The sequence below is a fragment of the Luteibacter aegosomatissinici genome (genome assembly GCF_023078495.1).
Lineage (GTDB): Bacteria > Pseudomonadota > Gammaproteobacteria > Xanthomonadales > Rhodanobacteraceae > Luteibacter > Luteibacter aegosomatissinici.
In genome coordinates, this window is sequence record NZ_CP095742.1 from 3609874 (window position 1) to 3634144 (window position 24271).

The 24271-nt window shown below is 64.8% G+C and carries 21 protein-coding genes and 1 pseudogene; 10 read left to right on the top strand and 12 right to left on the bottom strand.

Going from position 1 to position 24271, the window contains the following annotated elements; genetic code table 11:
- Nucleotides 1-88: 88 nt before the first annotated feature.
- Complete coding sequence (locus L2Y97_RS16230; RefSeq protein WP_247428614.1) at nt 89-1555, top strand: DUF4139 domain-containing protein; 1467 nt, start codon at nt 89-91, stop codon at nt 1553-1555.
- 19 nt (nt 1556-1574) lie between these two features.
- Entirely contained in the window at nt 1575-2333 is a 759-nt protein-coding gene (locus tag L2Y97_RS16235) for an enoyl-CoA hydratase/isomerase family protein (RefSeq protein WP_247428617.1), read from the top strand.
- A 54-nt stretch (nt 2334-2387) separates the two neighbouring features.
- On the opposite strand, the gene L2Y97_RS16240 is transcribed toward L2Y97_RS16235, so the two are convergent.
- The 4 genes from L2Y97_RS16240 to L2Y97_RS16255 form a co-directional block, all read right to left on the bottom strand.
- The gene (locus tag L2Y97_RS16240; RefSeq protein WP_247428619.1) at nt 2388-3314 is read right to left on the bottom strand and encodes a Nudix family hydrolase; all 927 of its coding nucleotides are present in this window, start codon (nt 3312-3314) and stop codon (nt 2388-2390) included.
- Nucleotides 3314-3802: a dihydrofolate reductase gene (locus L2Y97_RS16245; RefSeq protein WP_247428622.1), complete on the bottom strand. Its 489-nt coding sequence runs from the start codon at nt 3800-3802 to the stop codon at nt 3314-3316. The genes L2Y97_RS16240 and L2Y97_RS16245 overlap by 1 nt, the downstream gene beginning before the upstream one ends.
- A 139-nt stretch (nt 3803-3941) precedes the next feature.
- Nucleotides 3942-4961, bottom strand: coding sequence for a hypothetical protein (locus L2Y97_RS16250; RefSeq protein WP_247428623.1), 1020 nt, complete (start codon nt 4959-4961; stop codon nt 3942-3944).
- Between the two features lie 136 nt (nt 4962-5097).
- Nucleotides 5098-5970, bottom strand: a complete 873-nt coding sequence (locus tag L2Y97_RS16255) for a LysR family transcriptional regulator (protein WP_283248281.1) — start codon at nt 5968-5970, stop codon at nt 5098-5100.
- A gap of 94 nt (nt 5971-6064) precedes the next feature.
- Between L2Y97_RS16255 and L2Y97_RS16265 the strand changes: the two genes are divergently transcribed.
- On the top strand, nt 6065-7168 hold the full coding sequence (locus L2Y97_RS16265; RefSeq protein ID WP_247428626.1) for an NADH:flavin oxidoreductase/NADH oxidase: 1104 nt from the start codon (nt 6065-6067) through the stop codon (nt 7166-7168).
- Nucleotides 7169-7285: 117 nt separating this feature from the next.
- Here the strand turns inward: L2Y97_RS16265 and L2Y97_RS16270 are convergent, their stop codons facing one another.
- Complete coding sequence (locus tag L2Y97_RS16270; RefSeq protein WP_247428629.1) at nt 7286-7861, bottom strand: TetR/AcrR family transcriptional regulator; 576 nt, start codon at nt 7859-7861, stop codon at nt 7286-7288.
- A 259-nt stretch (nt 7862-8120) separates the two neighbouring features.
- On the opposite strand from L2Y97_RS16270, the gene L2Y97_RS16275 reads away from it, so the two are divergent.
- Nucleotides 8121-9548, top strand: coding sequence for an amidase (locus tag L2Y97_RS16275; RefSeq protein ID WP_247428632.1), 1428 nt, complete (start codon nt 8121-8123; stop codon nt 9546-9548).
- A 48-nt stretch (nt 9549-9596) separates the two neighbouring features.
- Here the strand turns inward: L2Y97_RS16275 and L2Y97_RS16280 are convergent, their stop codons facing one another.
- From L2Y97_RS16280 to paoA, 4 genes and pseudogenes are all read right to left on the bottom strand, one after another.
- Nucleotides 9597-10619 carry an XdhC family protein gene (locus L2Y97_RS16280; RefSeq protein ID WP_247428634.1) on the bottom strand — a complete coding sequence of 341 codons (1023 nt, stop codon included), beginning with the start codon at nt 10617-10619 and terminating at the stop codon, nt 9597-9599.
- On the bottom strand, nt 10616-12811 hold the full coding sequence (gene paoC / locus L2Y97_RS16285) for an aldehyde oxidoreductase molybdenum-binding subunit PaoC (RefSeq protein ID WP_247428637.1): 2196 nt from the start codon (nt 12809-12811) through the stop codon (nt 10616-10618). Before paoC ends, L2Y97_RS16280 begins: the two co-directional genes overlap by 4 nt.
- Nucleotides 12808-13763: pseudogene (locus tag L2Y97_RS16290) on the bottom strand (FAD binding domain-containing protein). The gene paoC and the pseudogene L2Y97_RS16290 overlap by 4 nt, the downstream one beginning before the upstream one ends.
- Nucleotides 13760-14449: an aldehyde dehydrogenase iron-sulfur subunit PaoA gene (paoA, locus tag L2Y97_RS16295; RefSeq protein ID WP_425492775.1), complete on the bottom strand. Its 690-nt coding sequence runs from the start codon at nt 14447-14449 to the stop codon at nt 13760-13762. Before paoA ends, L2Y97_RS16290 begins: the two are co-directional and overlap by 4 nt.
- 146 nt (nt 14450-14595) lie before the next feature.
- Between paoA and L2Y97_RS16300 the strand changes: the two genes are divergently transcribed.
- The 4 genes from L2Y97_RS16300 to L2Y97_RS16315 are packed head-to-tail and all read left to right on the top strand — an operon-like array spanning nt 14596 to nt 18397.
- Nucleotides 14596-15594 carry a sulfate ABC transporter substrate-binding protein gene (locus L2Y97_RS16300; RefSeq protein ID WP_247428640.1) on the top strand — a complete coding sequence of 333 codons (999 nt, stop codon included), beginning with the start codon at nt 14596-14598 and terminating at the stop codon, nt 15592-15594.
- Between the two features lie 2 nt (nt 15595-15596).
- Complete coding sequence (gene cysT, locus L2Y97_RS16305) at nt 15597-16421, top strand: sulfate ABC transporter permease subunit CysT (protein ID WP_247428643.1); 825 nt, start codon at nt 15597-15599, stop codon at nt 16419-16421.
- Nucleotides 16418-17281, top strand: coding sequence for a sulfate ABC transporter permease subunit CysW (gene cysW / locus L2Y97_RS16310; RefSeq protein WP_247428645.1), 864 nt, complete (start codon nt 16418-16420; stop codon nt 17279-17281). Before cysT ends, cysW begins: the two co-directional genes overlap by 4 nt.
- Before the next feature lie 9 nt (nt 17282-17290).
- Nucleotides 17291-18397, top strand: a complete 1107-nt coding sequence (locus L2Y97_RS16315) for a sulfate/molybdate ABC transporter ATP-binding protein (protein WP_247428649.1) — start codon at nt 17291-17293, stop codon at nt 18395-18397.
- A gap of 114 nt (nt 18398-18511) precedes the next feature.
- On the opposite strand, the gene L2Y97_RS16320 is transcribed toward L2Y97_RS16315, so the two are convergent.
- Nucleotides 18512-18790, bottom strand: a complete 279-nt coding sequence (locus L2Y97_RS16320) for a hypothetical protein (protein ID WP_247428652.1) — start codon at nt 18788-18790, stop codon at nt 18512-18514.
- 716 nt (nt 18791-19506) lie between these two features.
- Here L2Y97_RS16320 and L2Y97_RS16325 point away from each other — a divergent pair.
- Nucleotides 19507-20253: a carboxymuconolactone decarboxylase family protein gene (locus L2Y97_RS16325; protein ID WP_247428654.1), complete on the top strand. Its 747-nt coding sequence runs from the start codon at nt 19507-19509 to the stop codon at nt 20251-20253.
- A 146-nt stretch (nt 20254-20399) separates the two neighbouring features.
- On the opposite strand, the gene L2Y97_RS16330 is transcribed toward L2Y97_RS16325, so the two are convergent.
- Nucleotides 20400-21194 (bottom strand): thymidylate synthase, encoded by a 795-nt coding sequence (locus L2Y97_RS16330; RefSeq protein ID WP_247428657.1) that lies wholly within the window; start codon nt 21192-21194, stop codon nt 20400-20402.
- 14 nt (nt 21195-21208) lie between these two features.
- Entirely contained in the window at nt 21209-22036 is an 828-nt protein-coding gene (gene lgt / locus L2Y97_RS16335; protein ID WP_247428659.1) for a prolipoprotein diacylglyceryl transferase, read from the bottom strand.
- A 149-nt stretch (nt 22037-22185) separates the two neighbouring features.
- Between lgt and L2Y97_RS16340 the strand changes: the two genes are divergently transcribed.
- The gene (locus L2Y97_RS16340; RefSeq protein ID WP_247428661.1) at nt 22186-24168 is read left to right on the top strand and encodes an alpha/beta hydrolase family protein; all 1983 of its coding nucleotides are present in this window, start codon (nt 22186-22188) and stop codon (nt 24166-24168) included.
- The last annotated feature ends 103 nt before the right edge of the window (nt 24169-24271 follow it).

Genomic DNA, 24271 nt, shown 5'->3' on the forward strand with positions numbered 1-24271 from the left:
GCTCGTACAGAAGGCGGGCGCCTTCGTAACGCATGGCATTCATCTGCTCCCGGTATGATCCATCGGCGATCTACACGGAGAGAGACCCATGCGCCGCACCCTCGTACTGGCTATTGCCTGCGCCGTCGCCCTGCCCGCGTTCGCGGCCGATGAGCGTACCGCCCTCACCCTCTACCGCGCCGACAGCGACCAGCTGTTTCAAACAACCGGCGATGCCCTCTCCAGCGATGGCTATGCCGTGGTGCACGAGCGCCGCGCGTTCGACCTGAAGGGCGGCACCCAGGATCTTTCCATCGGCGGCCTGCCCGCTGCGCTCGATGCCGAGGCGCTCACCCTGCGCTTCCCCGGCAAGGGCACCCGCGTGCTTTCGCAGCGGCTACTGCTGGGCCAGGGCTTCGACGGCGCGGTGGCCGGCCTGGTCGGGCAGAAGGTCCAGGTCGTGGGTAACGGCGGGCAGGACATCGCGAATGGGACCCTGGTACAGGCCGGCAGCCCCATGGTGCTCCGTGATGCCACGGGCCAATTCACCCTGGTGCGCGATTACGCGGCGCTGCGGGTGGCAGGTGTCGACAACGTGGCCCGTGGCTCCACCCTGCAGGTGCGCATCGACGGCAGCGCTACAGGCAACAGCACCGCGCAGCTGGATTACCCAACGTCCGGCCTCGGCTGGCGCGGTGCCTACGTCGCCACGCTCGCGAGCGGCAGCGCCTGTTCCATGGCATTCGATGCCAACGCAAGCATCGCCAACCGCAGTGGCCGTGACTGGAAGGATGTCGCGCTCAAGCTGGTGGCCGGCGATGCGCGGCGCGCCAAGGCACCTCCCGCGCAACCGCGGTTCATGTCCCGCGCCGCCCCGGCGCCCGCGGCCATGGGCATAGAGGAAGCCTCGACCAACGCCGTCCCGGCCACCCTGGGCGACCTGCGCACGTACACGCTGCCCAAGCCCATCGACTTGCCCGATGGCAGTGTCACGCAAAGCCCGCTGTACGACACCCGCACCGTGGCTTGCGAACGCCTGGCAACGTACGAAACGGGCCAGCGCTTCTACGGCGGCGAGCCCACTGTGCAGCCCGACATGAACCTCGCACCCAGCGATGGCACGCCGATCAACGCCAGTCTGAAATTCAAGGCGTTCGATAGCCTGCCAGCGGGTTACGTGCGCGTCATGACCGGTGACCGCGACGGTAATGCCGAACTGCTGGCGGAAGGCGCACTCCGCGATACGCCGAAGAACGAAGACGCCACGATCGACCTGGGCAACGCGTTCGATCTGCGCGCGAAACGCGAGCGCACGTCGTTCAACGTGGCGGGCAAGCAGATCGACGAAGGCACGCGCCTGAGCTTCACCAATGCGGGCGATGGCACGCGCACGATTACGGTGCGCGAGCGCCCGACCCGCTGGCGCGCCTGGCAGCTGGTGTCGTCGTCAATCAAGCCTTCGAAGAACACCGCCGACGTGCTCGAGTTCAAGGTGGATGTCCCGGCCCACGGCAGCGCCACCCTCGATTTCGCCGTACGCTACACCTGGACCGACGCCGACATCCGGCCCCGCTAAACCGACCTGAGGCAAACCCATGCTGGATATTCTTCCCCACGACGGCGACATTCATGAAATCCGGATGGCGCGGCCGCCGGTCAACGCCCTCGATACCGCACTGGTGAACGCCCTGCGCAGCGCTATCCTGGAGGCACCGATCAACGGTGCCCGCGGCATCGTGCTTTCGGGCGCGCAGGGCATGTTCTCGGCGGGCGTGGATGTCCCTGCGCTGCTCCAGCTCGACCGCGCCGGTGTCGAAGGCTTCTGGAACGATTTCTTCGCGCTGTGTGGCGCGATTGCCGCTTCACCGGTGCCGGTCGTCGCAGCGGTGACCGGGCATAGCCCGGCCGGCGGTGCGGTCCTTTCGCTGTTTGCGGACTACCGCGTCATGGCGCACGGCATGTACAAGATCGGCTTGAATGAAGTTCAGGTCGGCCTTTCCGTGCCCGAGCCCATCCAGTTCGCCATGCGCCGCATCGTCGGCGCCTACCGCGCCGAGCGCCTGCTGGTGGCCGGCGCCATGGTGGATGCGGAAGCTGCGCATGCGATCGGCCTGGTCGATGAGCTCGCCACGGTCGAGCAAGTCGTGCAACGCTCGGTCCAGTGGCTTAGCGAGCTCCTGAAATCGCCCCCGCACGCCATGCTGCGCACCCGCGCCATCGCGCGCGCTGACCTGCTTGACGTATGGGGCGACACCAACGGTCTGCTCGATGCCGGCTTCATCGATGATTTCTTCGCCCAGGAAACGCAGGGCGTGCTCAATGCCCTGGTGGCCCGCCTGAAATCGAAGGCCTAAGCCACACCTGTAGGAGCGCGCTCCTACACAGAACAGGGTTACGCGAACGCCCGGTTACATGAAACCGGTGATGCCGGCGACGCCTTGGGCGGCATGCATACGTGCCATCGGCAGGTCCGCCGGGCCAAGGCCACCCAAGGCGTAAACCGGAAGCGAGGCGTTCTCGGCCCACTTTGCGAAGCGCGGCCAGCCCAGCGGGGGTGCATCCCGATGGCTGGCGGTGCTTTCCACGGGCGATAGCGTGGCGAAGTCGCAACCTAGTGCCGATGCGAGCACCAGCTCATCCGGGTCGTGGCACGAGGCGCCCACCAGTTGGCCAAATGGTAACGGGCGCTCACTGAGTTCACGCAGCTGCGCCGCAGAAAGGTGCACACCCGCACCTAGCAGCCGCGCGCCCTCGATATCCCGATTCAACATAAGCCGCGCGCCAAAGCGCTCGACCTCGGGCAACAGGGCTTCTGCGCCCGCTCGCGCCAGTTCGGGTGGCACGCCCGGCAGTCGCCACTGAAGCAAGCGCTCGCCTCGCGCCAGCGCGGCACGTACCAGGGTCGTCGCATGCGCGACCGAGGCCCCCGCCGGCGTGATGGGGTAATGCTCTGGCAGGCGCAACGCCGCGAGGATGGGCCGGTCGGCAGGTGCAAGGAGCGCCGGGTCGATGTCCCACGGCAGCCGCCAATCGATCGCGGCGGCATCCAGTGCTTGCGGCTCCCCTGTCCAGGCCCGGACGACCACGGCTTCGAGCAGCATGCTGCGCTCGCCGTAAGTCCACGGCACCCGGATCAGGTCCTCGAAGGACAGTGGGTCCACCGCGATGCCCAGCTCTTCATCCAGCTCACGCTCAAGGGCGGCCATGGGCGCTTCGCCCGGCTCCACCTTGCCCCCCGGGAATTCCCACATGCCCGCCAGGTGCTTACCGGGCGGGCGTTGGGCGACGAGGATGCGCCCGGCGCCATCGAGCAGGACGCCGGCGAGCACGTGCATCAGACGGCCCTGACGTATTCGACCATATCGAACGGGTGCGCGTGGGTCTTGTCGGCCTTGTGCGACACACGGGAGACCTCGATCCATTCCTTGAAGTCGATGCCCGGGAAGAAGACGTCAGCGCCTTCCACGGCCGCATATACCCAGGTCAGGTACAGCGTGCGGGCATACGGCAAGGCTTCGCGGAACACCTCACCACCACCAATGACCATCAGGCCGGTGTGGCCGCAGCTCGCCTGCGCCTCGGCGATGGAGCGCACCGTGATCTGGCCGGGGTACGGCGCCTCGCCCTTGCGGGTGAGCACGTAGTTCGTGCGGTTCGGCAAGGCACGGCCGATGGATTCGGCGGTCTTGCGGCCCATCAGCACGGATTTGTCGGTGGTCAGGGTCTTGAAGTAACTCAGGTCGTCGGGAAGGTGCCAGGGCAACCCGCCCTGCTTGCCGATGGCAAAGTTTTCGTCGAGCGCGGCAACCAGGTGGACGGCCATGGAACTTCCTTTCGCAAAAAATGGAGGAGCCGGGCACATGGCCCGTACGTGCAAATAGTAGTCCTAGGAATGTGATGGTGGAACAAACATGCGTTTGAAGTTGCGTGGGGGCACGCACCAGCCCGCCCCGGTCCCCGTGCTAAGGCTGTGCGAGCGCATCGTCCAGGCCGCGTGCGCGGATCACCATGCGGCGCGTCTTCAGGTCAATGGTGGTCGCGTACCACGGGTGGGCCGGCGCCTCGCTGCTGGTGTCTTCGAACACCCGCCCATCGGCCTGGCGGCAGCGCAACGTAACAAAGATCGCGCCGTCGGGCAGGGCGATGTCACGCGTACCGCCCCAAGGCACTTCGCCCACGGCAAGCGGGACGCTCGCCTCCGATCCCGTATCGCCCGTATTGACCCGGGCCATGGCATCGAAGCCGCCCACACTGCGTGGGATGAGCGCCAGCGCCAGCGTGTAACGCACGGGCTCGGGATCGGGGCGGAACCAGCCGACGATCGCAGCCCACCACGGTTGCGCGGGATGCGTCGTGAGCGTCATCGGCGCATAACCGAGAGCACGCGAACTGACGGAGGCGCCCAAGGTGCAGAGGAAGCGAAGCTGTTCCGCGCCTGCGTCACGCAGCTCGCATGGCCTCCCCTGCACGGTGAGCTCCGGGCTGTGTGCATCCAGGGCATGGCCGGCGATCACGAGCTCCACGGCCAATGGCTTCGCTGGCGCCACGATGTAGCGCGGGCTGAAGTCGGTGACACGAGGGAAGCGGTAGGTCGCCGCAAGCGTGCTGAGCAGCGCATCGGCCTGGCCGAGCATGGCGGCTGCCTTCTTGCGCGGATAGCGCTCGCTGCGGCGCATGTCATCAGCCGCATTGAGCGTACCGTTCAAAAACGACTGCTGGACATCGTTTAGATCACCCACGAGCTTACCTTCCGTCGCCGCACCGACCGCCGCGAGTTGCGGCACCAGCAACTCCGCGTTCTGGCGGGCAATGAATGCGCCGACGCCGAATTGGCCGCCCGCATCGCGGATGATTTCCGTCGCCGCGCTGTGCGTTTCTTCAAGTACGGATGCGACGGTACGCGGCCCCGGCGTATCGGCATCGCCGGCATACGCCATCGATGCACACGCCAGAACGCCCCACCCAAGGCAACGCTTGTCCATGACACCTCCCCAACCGTCCCATCCTGGCCGGTAGGATCACTCTCCGCCGCTGCCGTGCACGACGCAAGCGTGCCCACGTGAAGGCGGTGGTGCGAATACGGAAGGCGATGTGTAACTGGCCGCGAGAATGGGTTAATCAGTCCTTGGCCAGGCGTACGTGCAATTCGTCCACGACATGCCGTGCACGGCGGGGTAATTCCCACTCGGCCCGGTGGATCAACCATAGCGTTTCAACGATAGCCCGGTCAGCATCGAGCACGCGGATCGCCTCCTGTCGCGCGAATGCCCGCCTCGCGTGCCGTGGCAAAACGCTGAAACCCAACCCCCTGGCGACGGGTTCCAGGATAAGCGCGATCTGATTGGTGAACCCCGTAACCGGTACCTCACCCAGGCGTTTACCGGGAAAACGGCGGGCCAGGAGGCGAGTCGCCATGGATTGGCCATCCGGATGGTCGATGAAGCCCAAGCGGAGCAGATCCTCCCAATCACTCACCTCCGCATCCGCCGGAATGACCAGCTCGAGGGCTTCCTCGCAGAAACGCTCGATGGCCAGCCGCTCGTCATCGGGGCGGCGCGACACGATGCCGATATCGAACCGGTTATCGAGCACCGCCTGGAGCACATCTTCTTCGGGGGCGAAACGGTGGCGCACCACCAGCCCTGGCGTTTCCCGCTGGATATCCAGCAACTTCGGGTAGGTCGACAGGCCGACGCTGCCCGGGGTGATGATCGACACCACGCCATCGAGCGCATCCGCATTGGACAGGCGCGAGGCCAGGCAACGTTCGGCCCGCGCCACTTCCTCACCATAGGCCAGCAGCGCGTGCCCCGCTGGCGTCAGCTCCACGCCGCGTGGCCGCCGGATCAACAAGGGGCCAAGCTGGGCTTCCAGTTGACGGATGTGCTGGCTCACCGCTGCCTGGGTCAGTTCGAGCGTCTCGGCGGCACGGGTAAAGGTGCCCTCCGCAGCAAGAGTGGTGAATGAGCGAAGCCACGCCGGGTTCATCATAACAAACTCTTATAGAAACCATTAGGAAGTCGCGCTTCTTATTATAGTGCTCAGCCCCTATCGTTTGCGTATTACTGTTGCCGTAGGTGCATCAATGTCCGCCCTGTTCACCCCCTTCACCCTGAAGGACGTCACGCTCCGCAATCGCATCGCCATCCCGCCCATGTGCCAGTACCGCGCCGAGGATGGCTTCACCAACGACTGGCACCAGGTGCACTACCCGGCCATCGCCCGCGGCGGCGCCGGTCTGGTCATCGTCGAGGCCACTGGCGTGTCGCCCGATGGCCGTATCACGCCTGCGTGCCTGGGCATTTGGGACGACGCCCATGTCGAGGGGCTTTCGCGCATTGCTGCCTCGATCAAGGCCTCCGGTGCCGTGCCCGGCATCCAGATCGCCCACGCGGGCCGCAAGGCCAGCGCACAGCGCCCATGGGAGGGCGATGACCACATCGATGCCGCCGACCCGAGCGCGTGGGAAACCGTTGGCCCTTCCGCGCTTGCCTATGGCCGTGGCCTGCCCCGCGTTCCGCGTGCCATGACCCTGGATGACATCGCCCGCGTGAAGTCGGATTTCGTGGCCGCCGCGAAGCGCGCCCGTGCTGCCGGTTTCGAATGGCTCGAGCTGCATTTTGCCCACGGCTACCTGGCGCAGAGTTTCTTCTCCGCCCACTCGAACCAGCGCGATGATATTTACGGTGGCAACGCGGAGAACCGCGGCCGCTTCCTGCTGGAGACGCTCGCGGCCGTACGCGCCGTGTGGCCGGAAAACCTGCCGCTCACTGCGCGCTTTGGCGTGCTTGAGTACGACGGCCGCGACGAGGAAACCCTCGCCGAGTCGATCGAACTGGTGCGCAAGATGCACGGCGAGGGCCTCGACATGCTCAACGTCAGTGTCGGCTTCACCATTCCCGAGACGAACATTCCCTGGGGCTCGGCCTTCCTGGGTCCCATCGCCGAACGCGTGCGCCGCGAAGCCGGCCTGCCGGTCGCCTCGTCATGGGGCATTGATGATCCGCACGCCGCAAACCGCGTGATTGCCGACGGCCAGATGGACCTCGTGATGATCGGCCGCGCGCACCTGTCCGATCCGCACTGGCCGTACAAGGCCGCCATGGCACTGGAGGTGCCACGGCCGTCGTGGACACTGCCGCCGTCGTACGCACACTGGCTGGAGCGTTACGCGCCGATGCGCGCCTGACGCAACCGGATACATTGGCACGACGCCGTCATCTGTAGGAGCGCGCTTGCGCGCGATGGGGTTTGCGGCAAGCACCCATCGCGCGCAAGCGCGCTCCTACATCAGGGCGTTCGGAACCTACTCCGGCAGCAGGCCGGCTGCCTGATAGTTCTTGATCATCGCGTCATAAAGCTTGATGTCATTCCGCCCGCGCGCCATGAGTTGCGCGCCGGCCACCGCCGCAAAAATGGCATGTGCGCGCTTCTTAGCATCCTTGGCGGTCACGATGCCCGCTTCGACGAGCGTCTTGCCCAGCCACGCCACATTGACGTCGGTGAACACCTCGACTTCCTTCTTGACCACATCGGGAAGGTCATCGAACTCGGCCGTCATGAAGCTGCACAGGCACATGCGGTTATCGTTGGCGAGCGCCGCACGGAACGTGCCCGGGTACTTCCGCAAGCGCTCCGCGGGATCCGCGAATCGCGCCGTGATCGCTTCCAGCCCCGCAGCGGCATCCTCCCAGTAGCGCCGGGCCACCGCGGTGGCGAGATCCGCCTTGCTCGGGAAATGGTGGTAGAGGCTCGCCGCCTTGATGCCGACATCTTCCGCCAGGCCGCGAAGGTTCAGGCCACCGTAGCCGTGGGCCTGCGCCATCAATGTCGCCGCCTCAAGGATCGTGTCCTTGGAATTCCTGCCTGCCTGACTATCCACGAGCCGTACCCTCGATAAGGTGAACCAGCCCGACGGGCCAGGACATTCACTGACTTCCCCCGAACACAGGGCACCGGCCCCATGCCGGGCCGGGTCGACATGTCCACGTCATTCTCTCAAAAGCCGGAAGCAGGGCCAATTCGCGCGGGTAGAAATCCGTTGACGAGCCGAATTATCGCGCGTATCGTCAGCCCTAACAAACGTTAGGTAGGCGCGCTGCCTGGCCTTGTTGCCTCCCCCCTTCAAACCGAGAGAACCCATGAATTCCGGACTCGTTTACCAGGATGCGACGAAGCTCGCCGACCTGATCCGCACCAAAGAGGTTTCACCCGTGGAAGTCATGCGGGCGCACCTGGACCGTATCGACGCGGCCAATCCGCACCTAAACGCCATCGTCACCGTCGCCGACAGCGCCATGAAAGCGGCAAAGGCCGCTGAAGCGGCCGTGATGGCCGGCGGAAACCTCGGGCCGCTGCACGGCGTTCCCTTCACCGCAAAGGATTCGTTCGACACCGCCGGCGTCCTGACCCAGCTCGGCTCCCCCATATTCAAGGGCCGGGTCCCCGACAGCGATGCGACCAGCGTGGCCCGCATGAAGCAGGCCGGCGCCATTCTCCTCGCCAAAACCAACCTTCCCGAGTTCTCGTACTGGATCGAAAGCGACAACCTGCTTTCCGGCCGCACGCTCAACCCGTGGAACCGGGAACGCACCCCGGGCGGCTCGAGCGGCGGCGAATCTGCCGCGGTCGCCGCGGGCATGTCGCCCATCGGCCTGGCCACCGACGTCGCCATCTCGGTCCGTGGGCCGGCAGCGCTTACCGGCGTTGTCGGATTCAAGCCGACCCATGGCCGCATTCCCATGACCGGGATCTGGCCGCGCGTACCGCGTCGATTCTGGCATGCCGGGCCGATCGCGCGCTCAGTGCGTGACGTCGCCCTGGCCTATTCGCTTCTGGCGGGCCCGGATGGTGCAGACGGCTTCTCGATCAGCCCGCCCACGCTTGATGCAGGGACTGGCCCGGGGCTGGGACGGCCATTGCGCATTGGCTGGTTGGTGGAACCGGGCTTCGGCCTTGTGGACAGCGACGTCGCGGCGACCGTCCAGGCCGCCGCCGATGCCTTGAAGTCGACGGGCATGATCGTCGAACCCGTGCGGCTGCCTGTCCTTGAGGAGATCAATGCCCTGGACCTGCTGTGGAAGCTGCAGGCCATGGAGACGAAGCCTGCATTCAGGGCAGCCACCCAAGGCCACGAGGCACTGATCTACAAGCACGTGCAGGCCGTGTTCGATACCCCCGATACGTCCATCGAGGATTTCGTTCTCGCCGAACAACAGATTGAGTTGATGCGAGACGGCTTTGCGCAGTACTTCCAGCGTTACGACGCCCTGCTCTGCCCCGTCACACCCGTGCCGGCGCACGCCCACGACGCGGCTGAGTTCGTGATCAACGGCCAGGCCGTCTCCTCCCTGCATGTGATGGATGCTACGGCGCCCCTCAGCGTGACCGGCCTGCCGGGGCTCAGCCTTCGCTTTGGCACCAGTCGTGACGGCCTGCCGATCGGCGTGCAGTTGGTCGCACCATGGCTGGCGGAGTCGACGATCCTGCATCTGGGCGCTGTACTGGAGCGGTTGAGCCCGGTGCGCGACCAGCATCCGAGCCTCACGGCCATGGGCATGGCGGCCTGACAAAAATGGTGTAGGAGCGCGCTTGCGCGCTCCTACAGGGGGTGTGCCTTAGTGGATCGGGCGACCCGTGTGGCTAAGGGCCTGCCCATCGCGCTTGTGCCGCGTGGCCATGATTTCCGCGACGATGGCGAGGCCGATCTCGCGACTGGTGTTGGAGCCGATATCGAGGCCGGCCGGCACGCGCAGCGCGGCGGCCGGCACGGCGCTGGCAATGGTTCGGGCGCGACGCTGTGAGCCCAGGGCGCCCAGGTAGAAGGCACCGAAGGCGGCTCCTGCCCGCAGGTAAGCAATATCCAGATCCAGGTTGTGGGTCATGCTGACCAATGCCGTGGAACCATCCAGCCGAACCGTCGCTGCCAGGTTCTCGGGGCGAGCCTCGAGCGCCTGCCATCCGGTCAAGTCCAGCGCCACCTGCGCCAGCCGATAGGCGGATGTATCCACGACGATGCCCCGCCACCCCATGCGCGCCGCCAACGCAGCCAGCTCCACGGCTTCGTGACACGCGCCGGCGACCACGAGCGACACGGGCGCATCAAACGTTTCGATAAGCCGCGTGCCACCGTCCAACCGTTCGCTCTCGACGTTGTCGCACGTGGCGGCAAAACCATCGACGGGCAGCGGTGTACATGTCCGCGTCGGCGGGGCCATCGCGGGCGATGCAGGAAAATGGGTGACGATCTGGAAAGGCTTGCTCGTGGCGAGGATGGCATCCAGTTCGTCGACGAAGGAAGGAACGACGGGCGCCAGTGGCTCGATGGCAACCTCCAGTTCACCGCCACATCCCGCTTCCAGGAGCACGTCCAGCCCCTGCTCGGCGTTATACGCGGCGTATGCCAGTTCGCCGGATGCCATGACCTGCAAGGATCGCTCGACGATCGCCCTTTGAGGACAACCGCCCGCAAGGGGATTCACGATGCTGCCATCGGCGCGCACCAGCATCGCCGCACCCACGCGGCGGAAGGTGGATCCCGACGTATGCACGATGGTGACCAGTGCGGCTCGTTCGCCAGGCGAATCAGCGAGACCCCGCCATGCCAGGGCCAGCCTGCGCAGTTCATCGTATGACTTCATGCAGCCGGGAGCTTATCCAGAAGTTTGTCCAGGGTGACCGGGTAATCGCGCACGCGTACGCCGGTAGCGTTATATACGGCGTTTGCCACGGCGGCGGCAACGCCACACAGCCCGAGTTCGCCGACGCCCTTGGCCTTCATGGGCGAAGACACCGGATCGGTTTCGTCGAGGAAGACGACCTCCTGGTGGGGGATGTCCGCATGGACGGGCACCTCGTAGCCGGCCAGGTCATGATTCACGAAAAAACCCAGTCGCTTATCGACCACCAGTTCCTCCATCAAGGCCGCACCGACGCCCATGGTCATCGCACCGATCACCTGGCTGCGCGCCGATTTGGGATTGAGGATACGCCCTGCCGCGCAGACCGCCAGCATACGGCGAACCCGGATCTCGCCGGTGGCGGCATCCACCCCCACTTCGACGAAATGGGCGCCAAACGTCGATTGCTGGAACTTCTTCGCCAGGTCGCCGTACTCCATGCTGTCTTCGGCAACGAGCTCACCGCCAGCCGCGGCTTCCGCGATGGCCTTGCTCTTGCCAGCGGCCGTCACTTTGCCATCCTCGAACACGACGGTGGCCGGATCCATGCCCAACGCGCCAGCGATCGCCTCGCGAAGCTTCACGCAGGCCGCGTAGACACCCGCCGTCGAGCTGTTGCCTCCCCATTGCCCGCCCGACCCGGCCGATACCGGGAACGAGGAGTCACCGAGCAACACGGTGACCTGCCCGATCGGCAGGCCGAGCATTTCAGCGGCGGTCTGCGCGATGACGGTGTAGCTGCCCGTGCCGATGTCGGTCATGTCGGTTTCAACGGTCGCCCGGCCATCCTTGCCGAGACGTACACGGGCCCCCGACTTCATGACGAGATTGTTCCGGAATGCCGATGCCACGCCCATGCCGAGTAGCCAGCGCCCGTCGCGCCGAGCCCCCGGCGTGGCGGAACGCTGGTTCCAACCGAACCGTTCCGCACCGGTGCGCATACACTGCACGAAGTTGCGTTGTGAGAATGGCCGGTTGGGCTTTTCGGGGTCGACCTGGGTGTCGTTGAGCACGCGGAAATCCACGGGGTCCAGCTTGAGCTTCTCGGCCATCTCGTCCATGGCGATTTCCAGTGCCATCAAGCCTGACGCCTCGCCGGGCGCGCGCATGGCGTTACCTTCGGGCAGATCCAGGGTGGCCAGCCGGGTTGCCGTCATGCGATTTGCGCCGGCGTAAAGAAGGCGCGTCTGCTGCACGGCCGTTTCCGGCCCACCGCCCCGCAGGTCACCCGACCACCCCTCGTGCCCGATGGCCGTGATCTTGCCGTCTGGCGTGGCCCCTATGCGGATGCGCTGGATCGTTGCGGGCCGGTGCGTGGTGTTGTTGAACATGACGGGTCGCGGCAGCGCCACGGCCACCGGTCGATTCGCGGCCCTGGCACCCAGCGCCGCGAGAATCGCATCCGCCCGGACAAACAGCTTTCCGCCGAAACCACCGCCGATGTAGGGCGATATGAGGCGAACGTTATCGGGCGAAAGGCCCAGGGTCGTCGCCACGTCGCCTTTGCCCCAGTGGATCATCTGGTTGGAGGTCCAGATCGTGAGCTTGCCGCCGTCCCAGGCAGCGATGGAGGCGTGCGGCTCCATCATGGCGTGGGAATGGTCGGGCGTCGTGTACGTGGCATCGAGCTTCACGGGTGCCGCGGCAAAAGCACCGGAAAAATCACCCACGGCAGTATCGGGTTGGCCATCATCAGGTTTGACCGCTGCGGCCTTCGCGGCGGCGAGATCGAAGGCGCCGGGGGTACGGGCGTAATCGACGCGGACCAGCGCCGCGGCCGAGCGCGCCTGCTCGAAGGTCTCTGCGACGACCACGGCAAGGGCCTGGTGGTAGTGCTGCACGTCGGGCCCACCCAACAGCATGGCCGTGTTGTATTTGCCCTTGGTGAGCTTGCCCGCCTCTTTGGCAGTCACGATGGCCAGCACACCGGGCGCCACTTTGGCGCGCGACGTATCGATCGATACGACGCGGCCCTTGCCGATCGTGGCAGGCACGATGTACCCGTATGCGTGCGCGGGTACGGCATCGTGCTGCTCGTACGCATAGTGGGCAGTGCCCGTGGTTTTCAGCGGACCATCGATACGGTCATGGGGCTGGCCGACCACCTTGAGGCGGTCGATGGGATTGACGGTGGCAGGCGTGTCGAATTTCATGCGCCCGTCCTCGCTTCGGCCAGCACCGCACCGAGCGTGCGTTCCACCAGGGTTACCTTCATGGCGTTCTGCGGTGTCGTGCGGGCATTTGCCAACAATGTCGATGCACGGCCTTCGCCCCCTCCTGCAAGTGCGCATCCGCGGCCCCTGATCGCCAGGGCATGGGAGCCACGCCGCCGAGGGCAACGCACCCGCTGCCGTCTTTCTGGACCACCGCCGCGACCGACACGAGCGCGAACGCATAGGACGCCCGATCGCGCACCTTGTGATAGATGTGGGTGCCACCCAATGGCTTCGGCAGCGTAACGGCTGTAATCAGCTCAGCCGGCGCAAGTACGTTCTCAATGTGCGGCGTCGAGCCGGGGAGCTTATAGAACTCGGCAAGGGGAATCCTCCGCACCTGCCCGCCGGGCTGCACTGTCTCCACCGTGGCATCCAGCGCCCGCATGGCGACGGCCATGTCGCTCGGGTGCACCGCAATGCAGGCGTTACTCACACCCACGATCGCGTGCGATCGGCTGAAGCCTCCAAGTGCCGCGCATCCGCTGCCGGGAAGCCGCTTGTTACACGCCTGGTGCGTGTCATAGAAGTACGGGCAACGCGCGCGCTGCAGCAGGTTGCCCGCCGTCGTGGCCTTGTTGCGCAGTTGACCGGACGCGCCCGCGACAAGGGCGCGCGTCAGCAGAGCGTAATCCCGCCGCACTCGACGGTCCGCCGCAAGGTCGGTGTTTCGTACGAGGGCGCCAATACGAAGGCCACCCTCCTGCGTCGCCTCGATCGCATCCAGGCCCAGGCCGTTGATGTCCACGAGGTGCTCGGGCGCCTCGACTTCGATTTTCATGAGATCGAGCAGGTTGGTGCCGCCGGCGATAAACTTTGCCTTGCGCCCGTTTGCCACAGCCGCGGCGGCCTGCGCCGGGCTCGTGGCGCGCTCGTAGGTAAAGGGCTTCATACCTGGCTCCCCGCGTATTCACTCACGGCCTCAACAATGTTCGAGTACGCGCCGCAGCGACAGATGTTTCCGCTCATGCGTTCGCGCAATTCGAGGGTGCTGAAGGCGGCCTTTGCCGTGATGTCGGCCGTGGCGTGGCTCGGTACATCCCGGTGGATCTCATCCAATGCGCCCACGGCACTGCAGATTTGCCCCGGCGTGCAATAACCGCATTGGTAGCCATCGTGCTTTACGAAGGCGGCCTGCAACGGATGCAGCTTCTCCGGCGTGCCCAGGCCCTCGATGGTGGTGACCTTCGATCCCTGGTGCATGACCGCCAGGGTCAGGCAGCTGTTGATCCGCCGCCCGTCGACCAGCACCGTGCAGGCCCCGCATTGACCGTGGTCACAACCCTTCTTGGTGCCGGTAAGGTGCATGTGCTCGCGCAAGGCGTCGAGCAGCGTGGTCCGGGTATCGAGCGAAAGCGTGGTCTGCTTGCCATTGACCTCAAGGGCGACCTGCTGCATGACCGGTGCCCTGCCTCCATCAGGGACAGTGGCCCTGGCGACGAGCGGGGGCGTGGCAGCCACCGTCGCTGACACGGCCGTCAGCTTGAGAAAGCCACGACGAGAGATAGTCAGGGGATCATGTGTATCCAAGGCGTCGCCCTCATGCCGGTGGGTCTGGGGTGTGTCACGCCCGATCATGCTACCGCCTGCCGCGTTGCCGCACTGTCATGAAATCCCGCACGATGCGTTGAAGTTCCCTGGTCATTTCACGCCGTGCTGACATGCCAGCCCGCTTCATCGATACTCCCCCAAGGCCCCAACCCTTCCGAGCAAGGAACATGGCGATGAAGCTGCGCCCTACCCTGCTATCCCTCGCGGCCGCCGTCGTGGCGCTGCCGGTGATGGCGAAGGACATCACGCTACTGAATGTCTCGTACGACCCTACCCGCGAGCTTTACAAGGGTATCAACACCGCCTTTGCCGCCGACTGGAAAGCAAAGCATGGCGATAGCGTCACCATCCAGATGTCGCACGGTGGCTCTGGCAAGCAGGCCCGTGCCGTTGTGGACGGATTGCCTGCTGATGTCGTGACCCTGGCGCTGGCCTACGACATCGATGCCGTGGCCGACCGGGGGCTGCTCGGCAAGGACTGGCAATCACGCCTGCCTGATAACGCCTCTCCCTACACCTCCACCATCGTCTTCCTTGTACGCAAGGGCAACCCGAAGGCCATCCACGACTGGGGTGACCTGGTCAAGAATGGCGTCCAGGTCATCACGCCCAACCCGAAGACATCAGGCGGCGCGCGCTGGAATTTCCTCGCGGCGTGGGGCTACGCCCTAAAGCAGCCCGGCGGTAATGACGATACGGCCAAAGCCTACGTAAAAACGCTGTTCCAGCATGTCCCCGTCCTGGATACCGGCGCACGCGGGGCAACCAACACCTTCGCCCAGCGCGGTATCGGCGATGTGCTTGTCGCGTGGGAAAACGAAGCGCTGCTCGCCAAGCAGGGCCCGGGTGGCGACCAGTTTGAGATCGTCATTCCCTCGGTGACGATCGTCGCCGAACCGCCTGTCGCCGTTGTCGACAAGAATGCGGCGGCCCACGGAACGCGCGATGTCGCCGATGCGTATCTGAAATTCCTGTACTCGCCACAGGCGCAGGATATCGAGGCGCGCAACTTCTACCGGCCACGCTCGGCCGACGTGGCGGCGAAGTATGCCGCGCAGTTCCCCAAGGTGAACACGTTCACCCTCAACGACGTATTCGGTGACTGGCGCAAGGCACAGGCGAAGTTCTTTGCCGAAGGCGCCCTCTTCGACCAGATCGGGCCGGGCAACTGAGTATGCGGCGGCGTGTATTGCCCGGCTTCGGGTTGAGCCTTGGCTATGCCGTCGCCTACCTGGGGCTGATTGTCCTTCTGCCGTTGGCCGCGTTGGCGTGGAAGGCATCGGATGTCGGGTTCAGTGGCATCCTGCGTCTGCTCTCGTCACCACGCACGCAGGCGGCGTTGAAGCTCAGCTTCGGCGGCGCGCTGGTCGCTGCTTGCGTCAACGTGGTCGTTGGGCTGGCCGTGACGTGGGCGCTGGTGCGTTACCGCTTCCCCGGGCGCCGCGTGCTCGATGCGCTCATCGACCTGCCGTTCGCCCTGCCCACCGCCGTTGCGGGTATCGCGCTGACGGCGATCTACGCGCCCAACGGCTGGCTGGGTCGCTGGCTGGTGCCGCTCGGCATCCAGGTGGCGTATACGCCACTTGGCGTGCTGGTGGCCATGGTGTTTGTCGGCTTCCCTTTCGTGGTACGCACGCTACAGCCCGTGCTGCAATCGCTGGAACAGGAAGTGGAGGACGCGGCGGAAAGCCTGGGAGCCACCGCGGCGCAGACTTTTCTTCGGGTGATCCTGCCTACGCTCTTGCCTACATTGCTTACGGGCTTTGCACTCGCGCTGGCACGCGCCGTGGGTGAATACGGCTCGGTGATCTTCATCGCCGGAAACATTCCCCTGCGCTCGGAGATTGCACCCCTGCTGATCGTGCAGAAGCTGGAAGAGTTCGATTACGCCGGTGCGTCGGCACTCGGCATCGTGATGCTCCTGTTCTCGCTGGCCTTGCTGGTGCTGGTGTCTGTCGTACAGCGGTGGACCCGGCGCTGGGCGGAGGCAGCGGCGTGAAAGCACGTATCGACAAGCGCCGCGCCGGGCTCGTCAGGCGGCTGGGCCGCGGGCTCATCATCCTGCTGGCCAGCCTGTTCCTGTGCCTGTTCCTGGTGGTGCCACTGGCATCCGTATTCGTCGAGGCGCTTCGCCAGGGCGCGCATGCTTTCCTTGATAGCCTGGACCAGGCAGAAGCCATCGCCGCCATCCGCCTTACCTTGCTGGTCGCGGTGATCAGCGTGCCGCTCAACGTCGTCTTCGGCATCGCGGCGGCATGGGCGATGACCCGTTTCGAGTTCCGCGGCAAGGCCCTGCTCGGTGCGTTTATCGATTTGCCGCTATCGGTTTCGCCGGTGGTCTCGGGCCTGCTGTTCGTCCTCATGTTCGGCGCACAAGGCTGGTTCGGGCCGTGGTTCGCGGCGCATGACATCCAGGTCATCTTTGCCGTGCCCGGCCTGATCCTCGCCACCATATTCATCACACTACCGTTCGTCGCACGCGAGCTCATCCCCCTGATGCAGGCCCAGGGCAGCGAGGAAGAGGAAGCGGCCCGCGTGCTCGGCGCCAGCGGCCTACAGACGTTTTTCCGGGTCACGCTGCCGAATATCCGCTGGGCGCTGTTGTATGGCGTGCTGCTGTGTAACGCGCGTGCCATGGGTGAATTCGGCGCCGTGTCCGTCGTCTCCGGTCATATCCGTGGCCTGACGACCACCATGCCGCTCGAAGTCGAGATGCGCTACAACGAGTACAACTACGTCGGCGCCTTCGCCATCGCCAGCCTGCTCGCCTTGCTGGCCCTGGTCACCCTGGCGGTGAAATCCTTCCTGGAATGGCGCTACCACAACGACATGGACGCTACGGCGCCACGGCGCCGCTGAGAACTGCTGATGACACTTGCCTTGCAACGGCTTACCCGCCAGTTCAATGACCTCGCCGCCCTGGACGATGTCAGCCTTGATATTGCCGATGGCGAGTTCCTTGCGCTGGTCGGACCATCGGGCTCGGGCAAGACGACGCTGCTGCGTATCCTCGCCGGACTCGATTACCCCGATTCGGGAACCGTCACCCAGAACGGACAGGATTTCCTCGCTGCTTCGGCGCGCGAGCGCAACGTCGGGCTGGTTTTCCAGCACTACGCGTTGTTCCGCCACCTGACCGTACGTGAGAACGTGGCGTTCGGCCTGCGCGTACGGCCCCGGCGACGCAGGCCGTCGCGAAGCGATATTCGCGCACGGGTCGACACCCTGCTGAAGCGCGTGCAGTTGGGTGAACTGGGTGACCGCTACCCTAGCCAGCTTTCGGGTGGCCAGCGCCAGCGTGTCGCGCTTGCCCGCGCATTGGCTATCGAACCGGATGTATTACTGCTGGATGAGCCCTTCGGCGCGCTCGATGCGCAGGTGCGCACGGCACTCCGCCGCTGGCTGCGCGAACTGCATGAGGACATGGGACTCACGACCGTGTTCGTGACCCACGACCAGGAAGAAGCGCTGGAGCTTGCCGACCGGCTTGTTGTCATGAACAAGGGCCGCATCGAACAGGTCGGGCCGCCGCATGCGATCTACCAGGATCCGGCGACACCGTTCGTCTGTGAGTTCATCGGGCGCACCAACCGCATTCCGCTCTTGCGCCACGATGGCATGTGGGTCGCCGGCGGCTGGTCCACGCCAGCGGCCACATCACACGGCAGGTTCAAGCGCGCCGTGGCCTATGTGCGGCCCGAGCACCTGTCACTGTCGCCCCCTGCCGACGCGCCCGCCTGGGAAGCACGCCTGCGCCATGTGTATCTCGCAGGCAGCGTGGCCCACCTGGATATCCATGTGGCCGAGATCGACCAGACGCTTGAAGTGGATGTAGCCAGCGAAGACCTCGGCCGCCTTTCGCTGCAACCCGGTGCCGTGCTGCGCATCGCACCCACGGCGCTGGTGGCCTTCCCGCTGGATGACCTTACCGCGCCGCAGCCAATCGCCAGCGAACGCTGGGTGCTACGCAACTAACCTGTAGGAGCGTGCTTGCACGCGATGGGCCCGCGCAATCCGCACCGTCTGTTTTACGAGACGGTTGGCGCCTCGCGGCAACTTCGGACAAGTGGCGTCGACGTGACCGTTTGGCTAGCGGCGATCAGCCTGGTCCCATGCCCAGCGCGCATGCGCCCTCCCTACACGCTCCACCCCCGCCTGCGTCATGGCGGCCACGGCCTCAAGGGAAAGGCCCAACTGCTTGTAATCCACGCTATCGGCTTCGTGAACCAGATCAGCCAATGTGCTCGTGACGCCACGCGCGTATTGGAGCCAGAGTGTGGCTTCGTTCAACAGCTCATGGACGGTGGGTTCGTTCTCGATGGCAGCGCCTGCGTTAAGGGGCGCCAGGTTCTCTTCAGATGCATTCATTCGCTTTCTCCCTGCAGCCGCCGCCACGCGTTCTAACGTGGCACGACAGTCAATACGACCTGCCATGCCACGGACCATAGGATCGCGGGTTCACCGGCGGCCCGTGTCCGGGCGCCAGGCGGCTTGATTGATGAAGTGGTTTGCAGCGACAACTGCCCGTGAGGCTTGCCAGGCGCGATGCCTGCCTCATTCGATCAAGAATTGCCTCAAAAACGGCTGTCGCAGCGGTTCTTCAACCGCGCCTGCGGCTTATGCAGGCGGCCCGTTAACCGATGAGATGCCGCCGGGGGGATCCGGCGGGCGGGCGTGTGCCGTATGATCAACAACAGCCATGATTAACTTCCTTTCAGTTAGTTATGGTTAGCGGGTCAGGTGTGTTCCAGCACACCTGGCTCGCGACTTCACCGCCATGCGGTGCGTCGCCTCGGACCTTGCGACCGGCGAGGCGACAAACAGACCCTAGCAAAAGCATTTCGCCTTGTCTGTAGGCGTTAGCCACCATGATTGAAGGCACATCGCTGCGGGTACGCGAACACGCGATGTAGGGTTGTGGCGAGCGCGCTCCTACACCTGGTTGATCTCGTCATGCGAGGCATTCATGCGGATGTTTCATAGGACCATCCCTGTTGACGGGCTTAATTCTCAAGCCCTGTGCTGCTAAAACGTGAATCCCTGACACCGAAACGCCGGACTTCGAACCAACGGCGAGACTACGCATGAATCCACTGATCCAAACGATGCATTCGGCTCTCGAGGCCACCGACCCCGATTTGGCGCAGATTGTGATGCGCGTCGCCGAAGATATCGATGCTTCATCACACATGGACGCAACGGCGCAGTTCGTCGTGCAATCAGGCGCCATGGTGGCGATCGGCAGCATGCGCCAGCTTACCCTTCTACTGGACGCTGCCCTTGCCGCCGGCCTTGAGGCGGCGACATTCAAGGAGGTGATTTACCAGGCCGTGCCTTACGCTGGCATGGGCAAGGCACTGGAAGCGCTCGATATACTGAATAGCTTCCTCGCCCGGAACAGCCTGCCGATGCGGCACGAAGGCTACGCGACCGTTACGACGTCTGATCGACACGCGAAGGGCATCGCCCTGCAGAAGGACATCGTGGGCGCTGAGACCATCGACACGATGTACGCCACTGCGCCGGCGGATCTGCTCCACATCCAGAAGCTTCTCTCCGCGAATTGTTTCGGCGACCATGTTGCCCGCGTGGGCCTGAGTGTGCCCACACGCGAACTGCTCACGCTCGCCATCCTCGCCTCGCTTGGTGGCTGTGAACCGCAACTCAAGGCACATGTCGCGGCGAACGCGCGTGCAGGCAACGGCCGCGCCGTGCTGATCGATGTGATGACCCACCTGCTGCCACTCATCGGCTACCCGCGGACGTTGAACGCGCTGCGCATCATCGGTGAAGTGCTGCCGCCTGAACCCAATTCGCCCGCTACGTCCTGATTTGCCCGGTTCGGCGGTGACCCGGCTGGAAAGCATGGCCGACAAATTACCTGCATGCCCCCCGGTAGGAGCGCGCTTGCGCGCGATGCAATGGTTCGGCAAGCCCCGATCGCGTGCAAGCACGCTCCTACAGGGCCCGCGCTGCGTTAGACGGCAACAGGCGCCTTGATCGCCGGGTGCGGATCGTAATCCACGATCGACACATCCTCGAAGCGGAAGCCGAAGATGTTCTTCACTTCCGGATTCAACACCAGCTTCGGTAGCGCACGCGGTTCGCGGGCGAGCTGCTTCTGCGCCTGCTCGATATGGTTCGAATACAGGTGCGCATCGCCCAGCGTGTGGACGAAGTCGCCGACCTCCAGCCCGGTGACCTGGGCGATCATGTGGGTCAGCAGTGCGTAGCTGGCGATGTTGAACGGGATGCCGAGGAAGATATCGCCCGAGCGCTGGTACAGCTGGCACGAGAGCTTTCCGTTCGCCACGTAGAACTGGAACATGGTGTGGCACGGCATCAGCGCCATCTTCGGCAGCTCGCCCACGTTCCAGGCGGAAACGATGAGGCGGCGCGAATCCGGGTTGCGCTTAATCTCTTCCACCACCCAGGCGATCTGGTCGACCACCTTGCCATCGGCCGTGGGCCACGCACGCCACTGGCGGCCGTACACCGGACCGAGGTCGCCGTTGGCATCGGCCCACTCATCCCAGATGCTGACGCCGTTTTCCTTCAGGTAAGCGATGTTCGTATCGCCCTGCAGGAACCAGATCAGCTCGTGGATGATCGAGCGCAGGTGCAGCTTCTTGGTGGTGACGAGCGGGAAACCCTTCGCCAGGTCGTAGCGCATCTGCCAGCCGAACACGCTGCGCGTGCCGGTACCGGTGCGGTCGGCCTTATCGGCGCCGTGCTCAAGGACGTGGCGGAGCAGTTCGAGATAGGGCTGCATGGCGAAGGACGATATCACGTAGCGGTAGCGGTGGGCGCTGCGACCGGCGCGTAGGGCGCGCGGCGCGACATCAGCAGCCAGAGGATGCCCAGGGCGATCAGCGGCAGCGAAAGGATCTGGCCCATGGTGACCCAGCCAAAGGCCAGGTAACCCAGCTGCGCATCGGGCACGCGCACGAATTCGATGGTGAAGCGGAACACGCCGTAAAGCAGCGCGAACAGGCCGGATACCGCGTAGCGCGGGCGCGGTTTCATCGAGAACACCCACAGCACGGTGAACATCACCACGCCTTCCAGGGTGAACTCATACAGGGGGTTCGGGTGGCGCGGCAGCATATCCGGCGCGTGCGGGAAGATCATGCCGATGGGCAGATCGGTAGGCTTGCCCCACAGTTCGCCATTGATGAAGTTGCCCAGGCGGCCAAGGCCGAGGCCGAGCGGCACCAGTGGCGCCACGAAATCCATGGTGTCGAAGAACTTGACGCCGTTGCGCCGTGACCACCACAGGCCGGCCACCAGCACACCCAGCAGGCCGCCGTGGAACGACATGCCGCCATCCCACACGCGGAAGATGGCCAGCGGGTCGGTCCAGATCCAGTTGATGGCGGTATAGAACAGCATGTAGCCGATACGGCCGCCCAGCACCACGCCCATCATGGCGTAGAACATCAGGTCGCTGAACCGGTCGGAGTTCACCGGCAGGCGCCCCTGGCGGCGGCGGTATTCACCCAGCGCCCAGCCACCCAGGAACCCCCCGAGGTACATCAAACCGTACCAGTGGACCTGCACCGGGCCAACGTGGAAGGCAACGGGTTCGAAGTGGACGACAAACGGAGAGGCCATGGAGGGGCACGCAAAGGGGCGATCCCCAAGTGTACCGCCCCGGCTTGCGGCATGCCGCCTTGTGAAGACGGCGCAGGTGAGCTATAGAGCCATCCGGACCGCCGTCCGGGGGGATGGCGGCAAGGGAGCTTTTCCAGGGGAGTACCAAGATGATGAACCGCCTTGCCCGGCCGTTGCTGGCCGCGCTGTGCCTGGCCGGCTGCGCCAGTGCCGCCACCGCCACGGACCTGATCCCGACCGCCGATTTCGCCCGGCACGCACCGATCACCGATCCGCTGCTCTCGCCCGATGGTCAGCACGTGTCCGTGGCCTACCACGATCCGGACGGAAAAACGCACGGCCTGGCGATTTTTGCGATCACGGATATGAGCAAGCCGATCACCCTGATCCGCATGCCGCCCTATGAACTGCCGGCGGATGTCATGTGGACCAGCAATACGCGCCTCGTGGTCGCCCGCGGCAAGATCGATGGCTCCATCGGCAACAAGACGTACACGGGCGAGCTGATGGCCGTGGATATCGACGGCAAGAACCCGGATTACCTTTATGGCTTCGAAGCTGTCGGCAAGCGCACCGGCACGCGCGCACTGGATCGCGGCTGGGGCTATCTGGATGGCAAACCGCCGCAATCGAACGGGCACTTCTACATGCGCAGCGTCTCCTGGGAAAACCAGGATCGCAGCACCTTGTACGACGTGGACGCGAAGAGCAGCGCACGCCGACAGATGGCCGACATCGGCATTGGCTACATGACCTTCATGGTCGATCCGGAAGGCACGCCGCGCTTCACTTACGGCGTGAATACCGATCACAAGTGGGTGGTGTACCGCCGCGACACCAATGGCGGCTGGGCCAAGGTGGACATGGATAGCGAGCACAAGCGGTTCACGCCGCTCGCGCAGGTCGCCGGCAGCAAGCGCATGTACGCCGAATACAGCCCCAATGGCATCGGTGGCGCGCTGGTGGAGCAGGATGAGGATGGCGGCAACGTCCGCATCATCCGCAAGGATGCGTTCAGCGACGTGTCCTCCACCGGGCTCTGGACGGCGCAGCCGGCACGTCCGTTCGCCACGCGCGCGGAAACCGGCCTGCCGACGGTCACCTATGTCGATCCGCAGGACCCCACCGCCAAGCTGCATATGGCCATCTCGCAGAAATTCCCGGGCTACGCGGTGAATTTCAACTCCTTCAGCGAGGATGGAAGCGAACTGATGTTCACGGTGTGGAGCGACCGTGACCCGGGCCGCGTCATGCTGATCAATACGAAGACCTTCAAGGTCAGCGCCCTGTACACGGTCGCCCCGTGGATCGACCCAGCCAGGATGGCGGAGCGTCGGCCGCTTCACTTCAAGGCGCGTAACGGCGAAGAACTGGAAGCCATCCTAACGTTCCCCAAGGGCAAGCCCGAAACCAACCTGCCCATGGTGCTGATGCCGCACGGAGGCCCCTTCATGGAACAGGATTCGTGGGGCTACGACGATACGGCGCAATTCCTGGCCAGCCGCGGTTACCTGGTGCTGCAGGTGAATTTCCATGGTTCCAGCGGCCGGGGCCACGATTTCAGCGAAGAGGGCTACAAAAAGTGGGGCACCCTGCTCCAGGATGACCTGATCGATGGCGTGAAGTGGGCCATCAATGAGAAGTTTGCCGATGCCTCGCGGGTTTGCGTCTTCGGTGGCAGCTTCGGCGGCTACTCCGCCCTGATGGCGCCGATCCGGGAGCCGGGCATGTTCAAGTGCGCCGTCGGCTACGCCGGGGTCTATGACCTGCCCATGCAGTACGACAAGGGTGATGTGCAGGAAAACAAGCGCGGGCGCGGCTATCTGGAGCTGACCCTGGGCACCGACCAGGCCATGCTCATTGCCAATTCGCCGGCCCGCAATGCCGATAAGCTGAACCTGCCTATCCTGCTGGTGCACGGCGAGGATGACGAGCGCGCCCCGTTCGCCCAGTTCAAGGCCATGAAGGCGGCGCTGGACGCGGCGCACAAGCCGTACGAGACGCTGACCAAGTCGGGCGAAAAGCACGGCTTCGTCAAGCCGGAGAACATCGAGGAGTTCTTCAACAAGATGGCCGCGTTCCTGGACCGTAACATCGGCGATGGCGCAGCGGGCAAGGCGGCCGCTCCCTGACCTGATGGCCACGGGGCAGCCGCCGTGACCCCCGGCGGTTGCCCCTTGCGCCCGCAAGCGTTATGTTCGCGTGATCGCTGGGCCCGGGTGGTGCCTGGTGGGG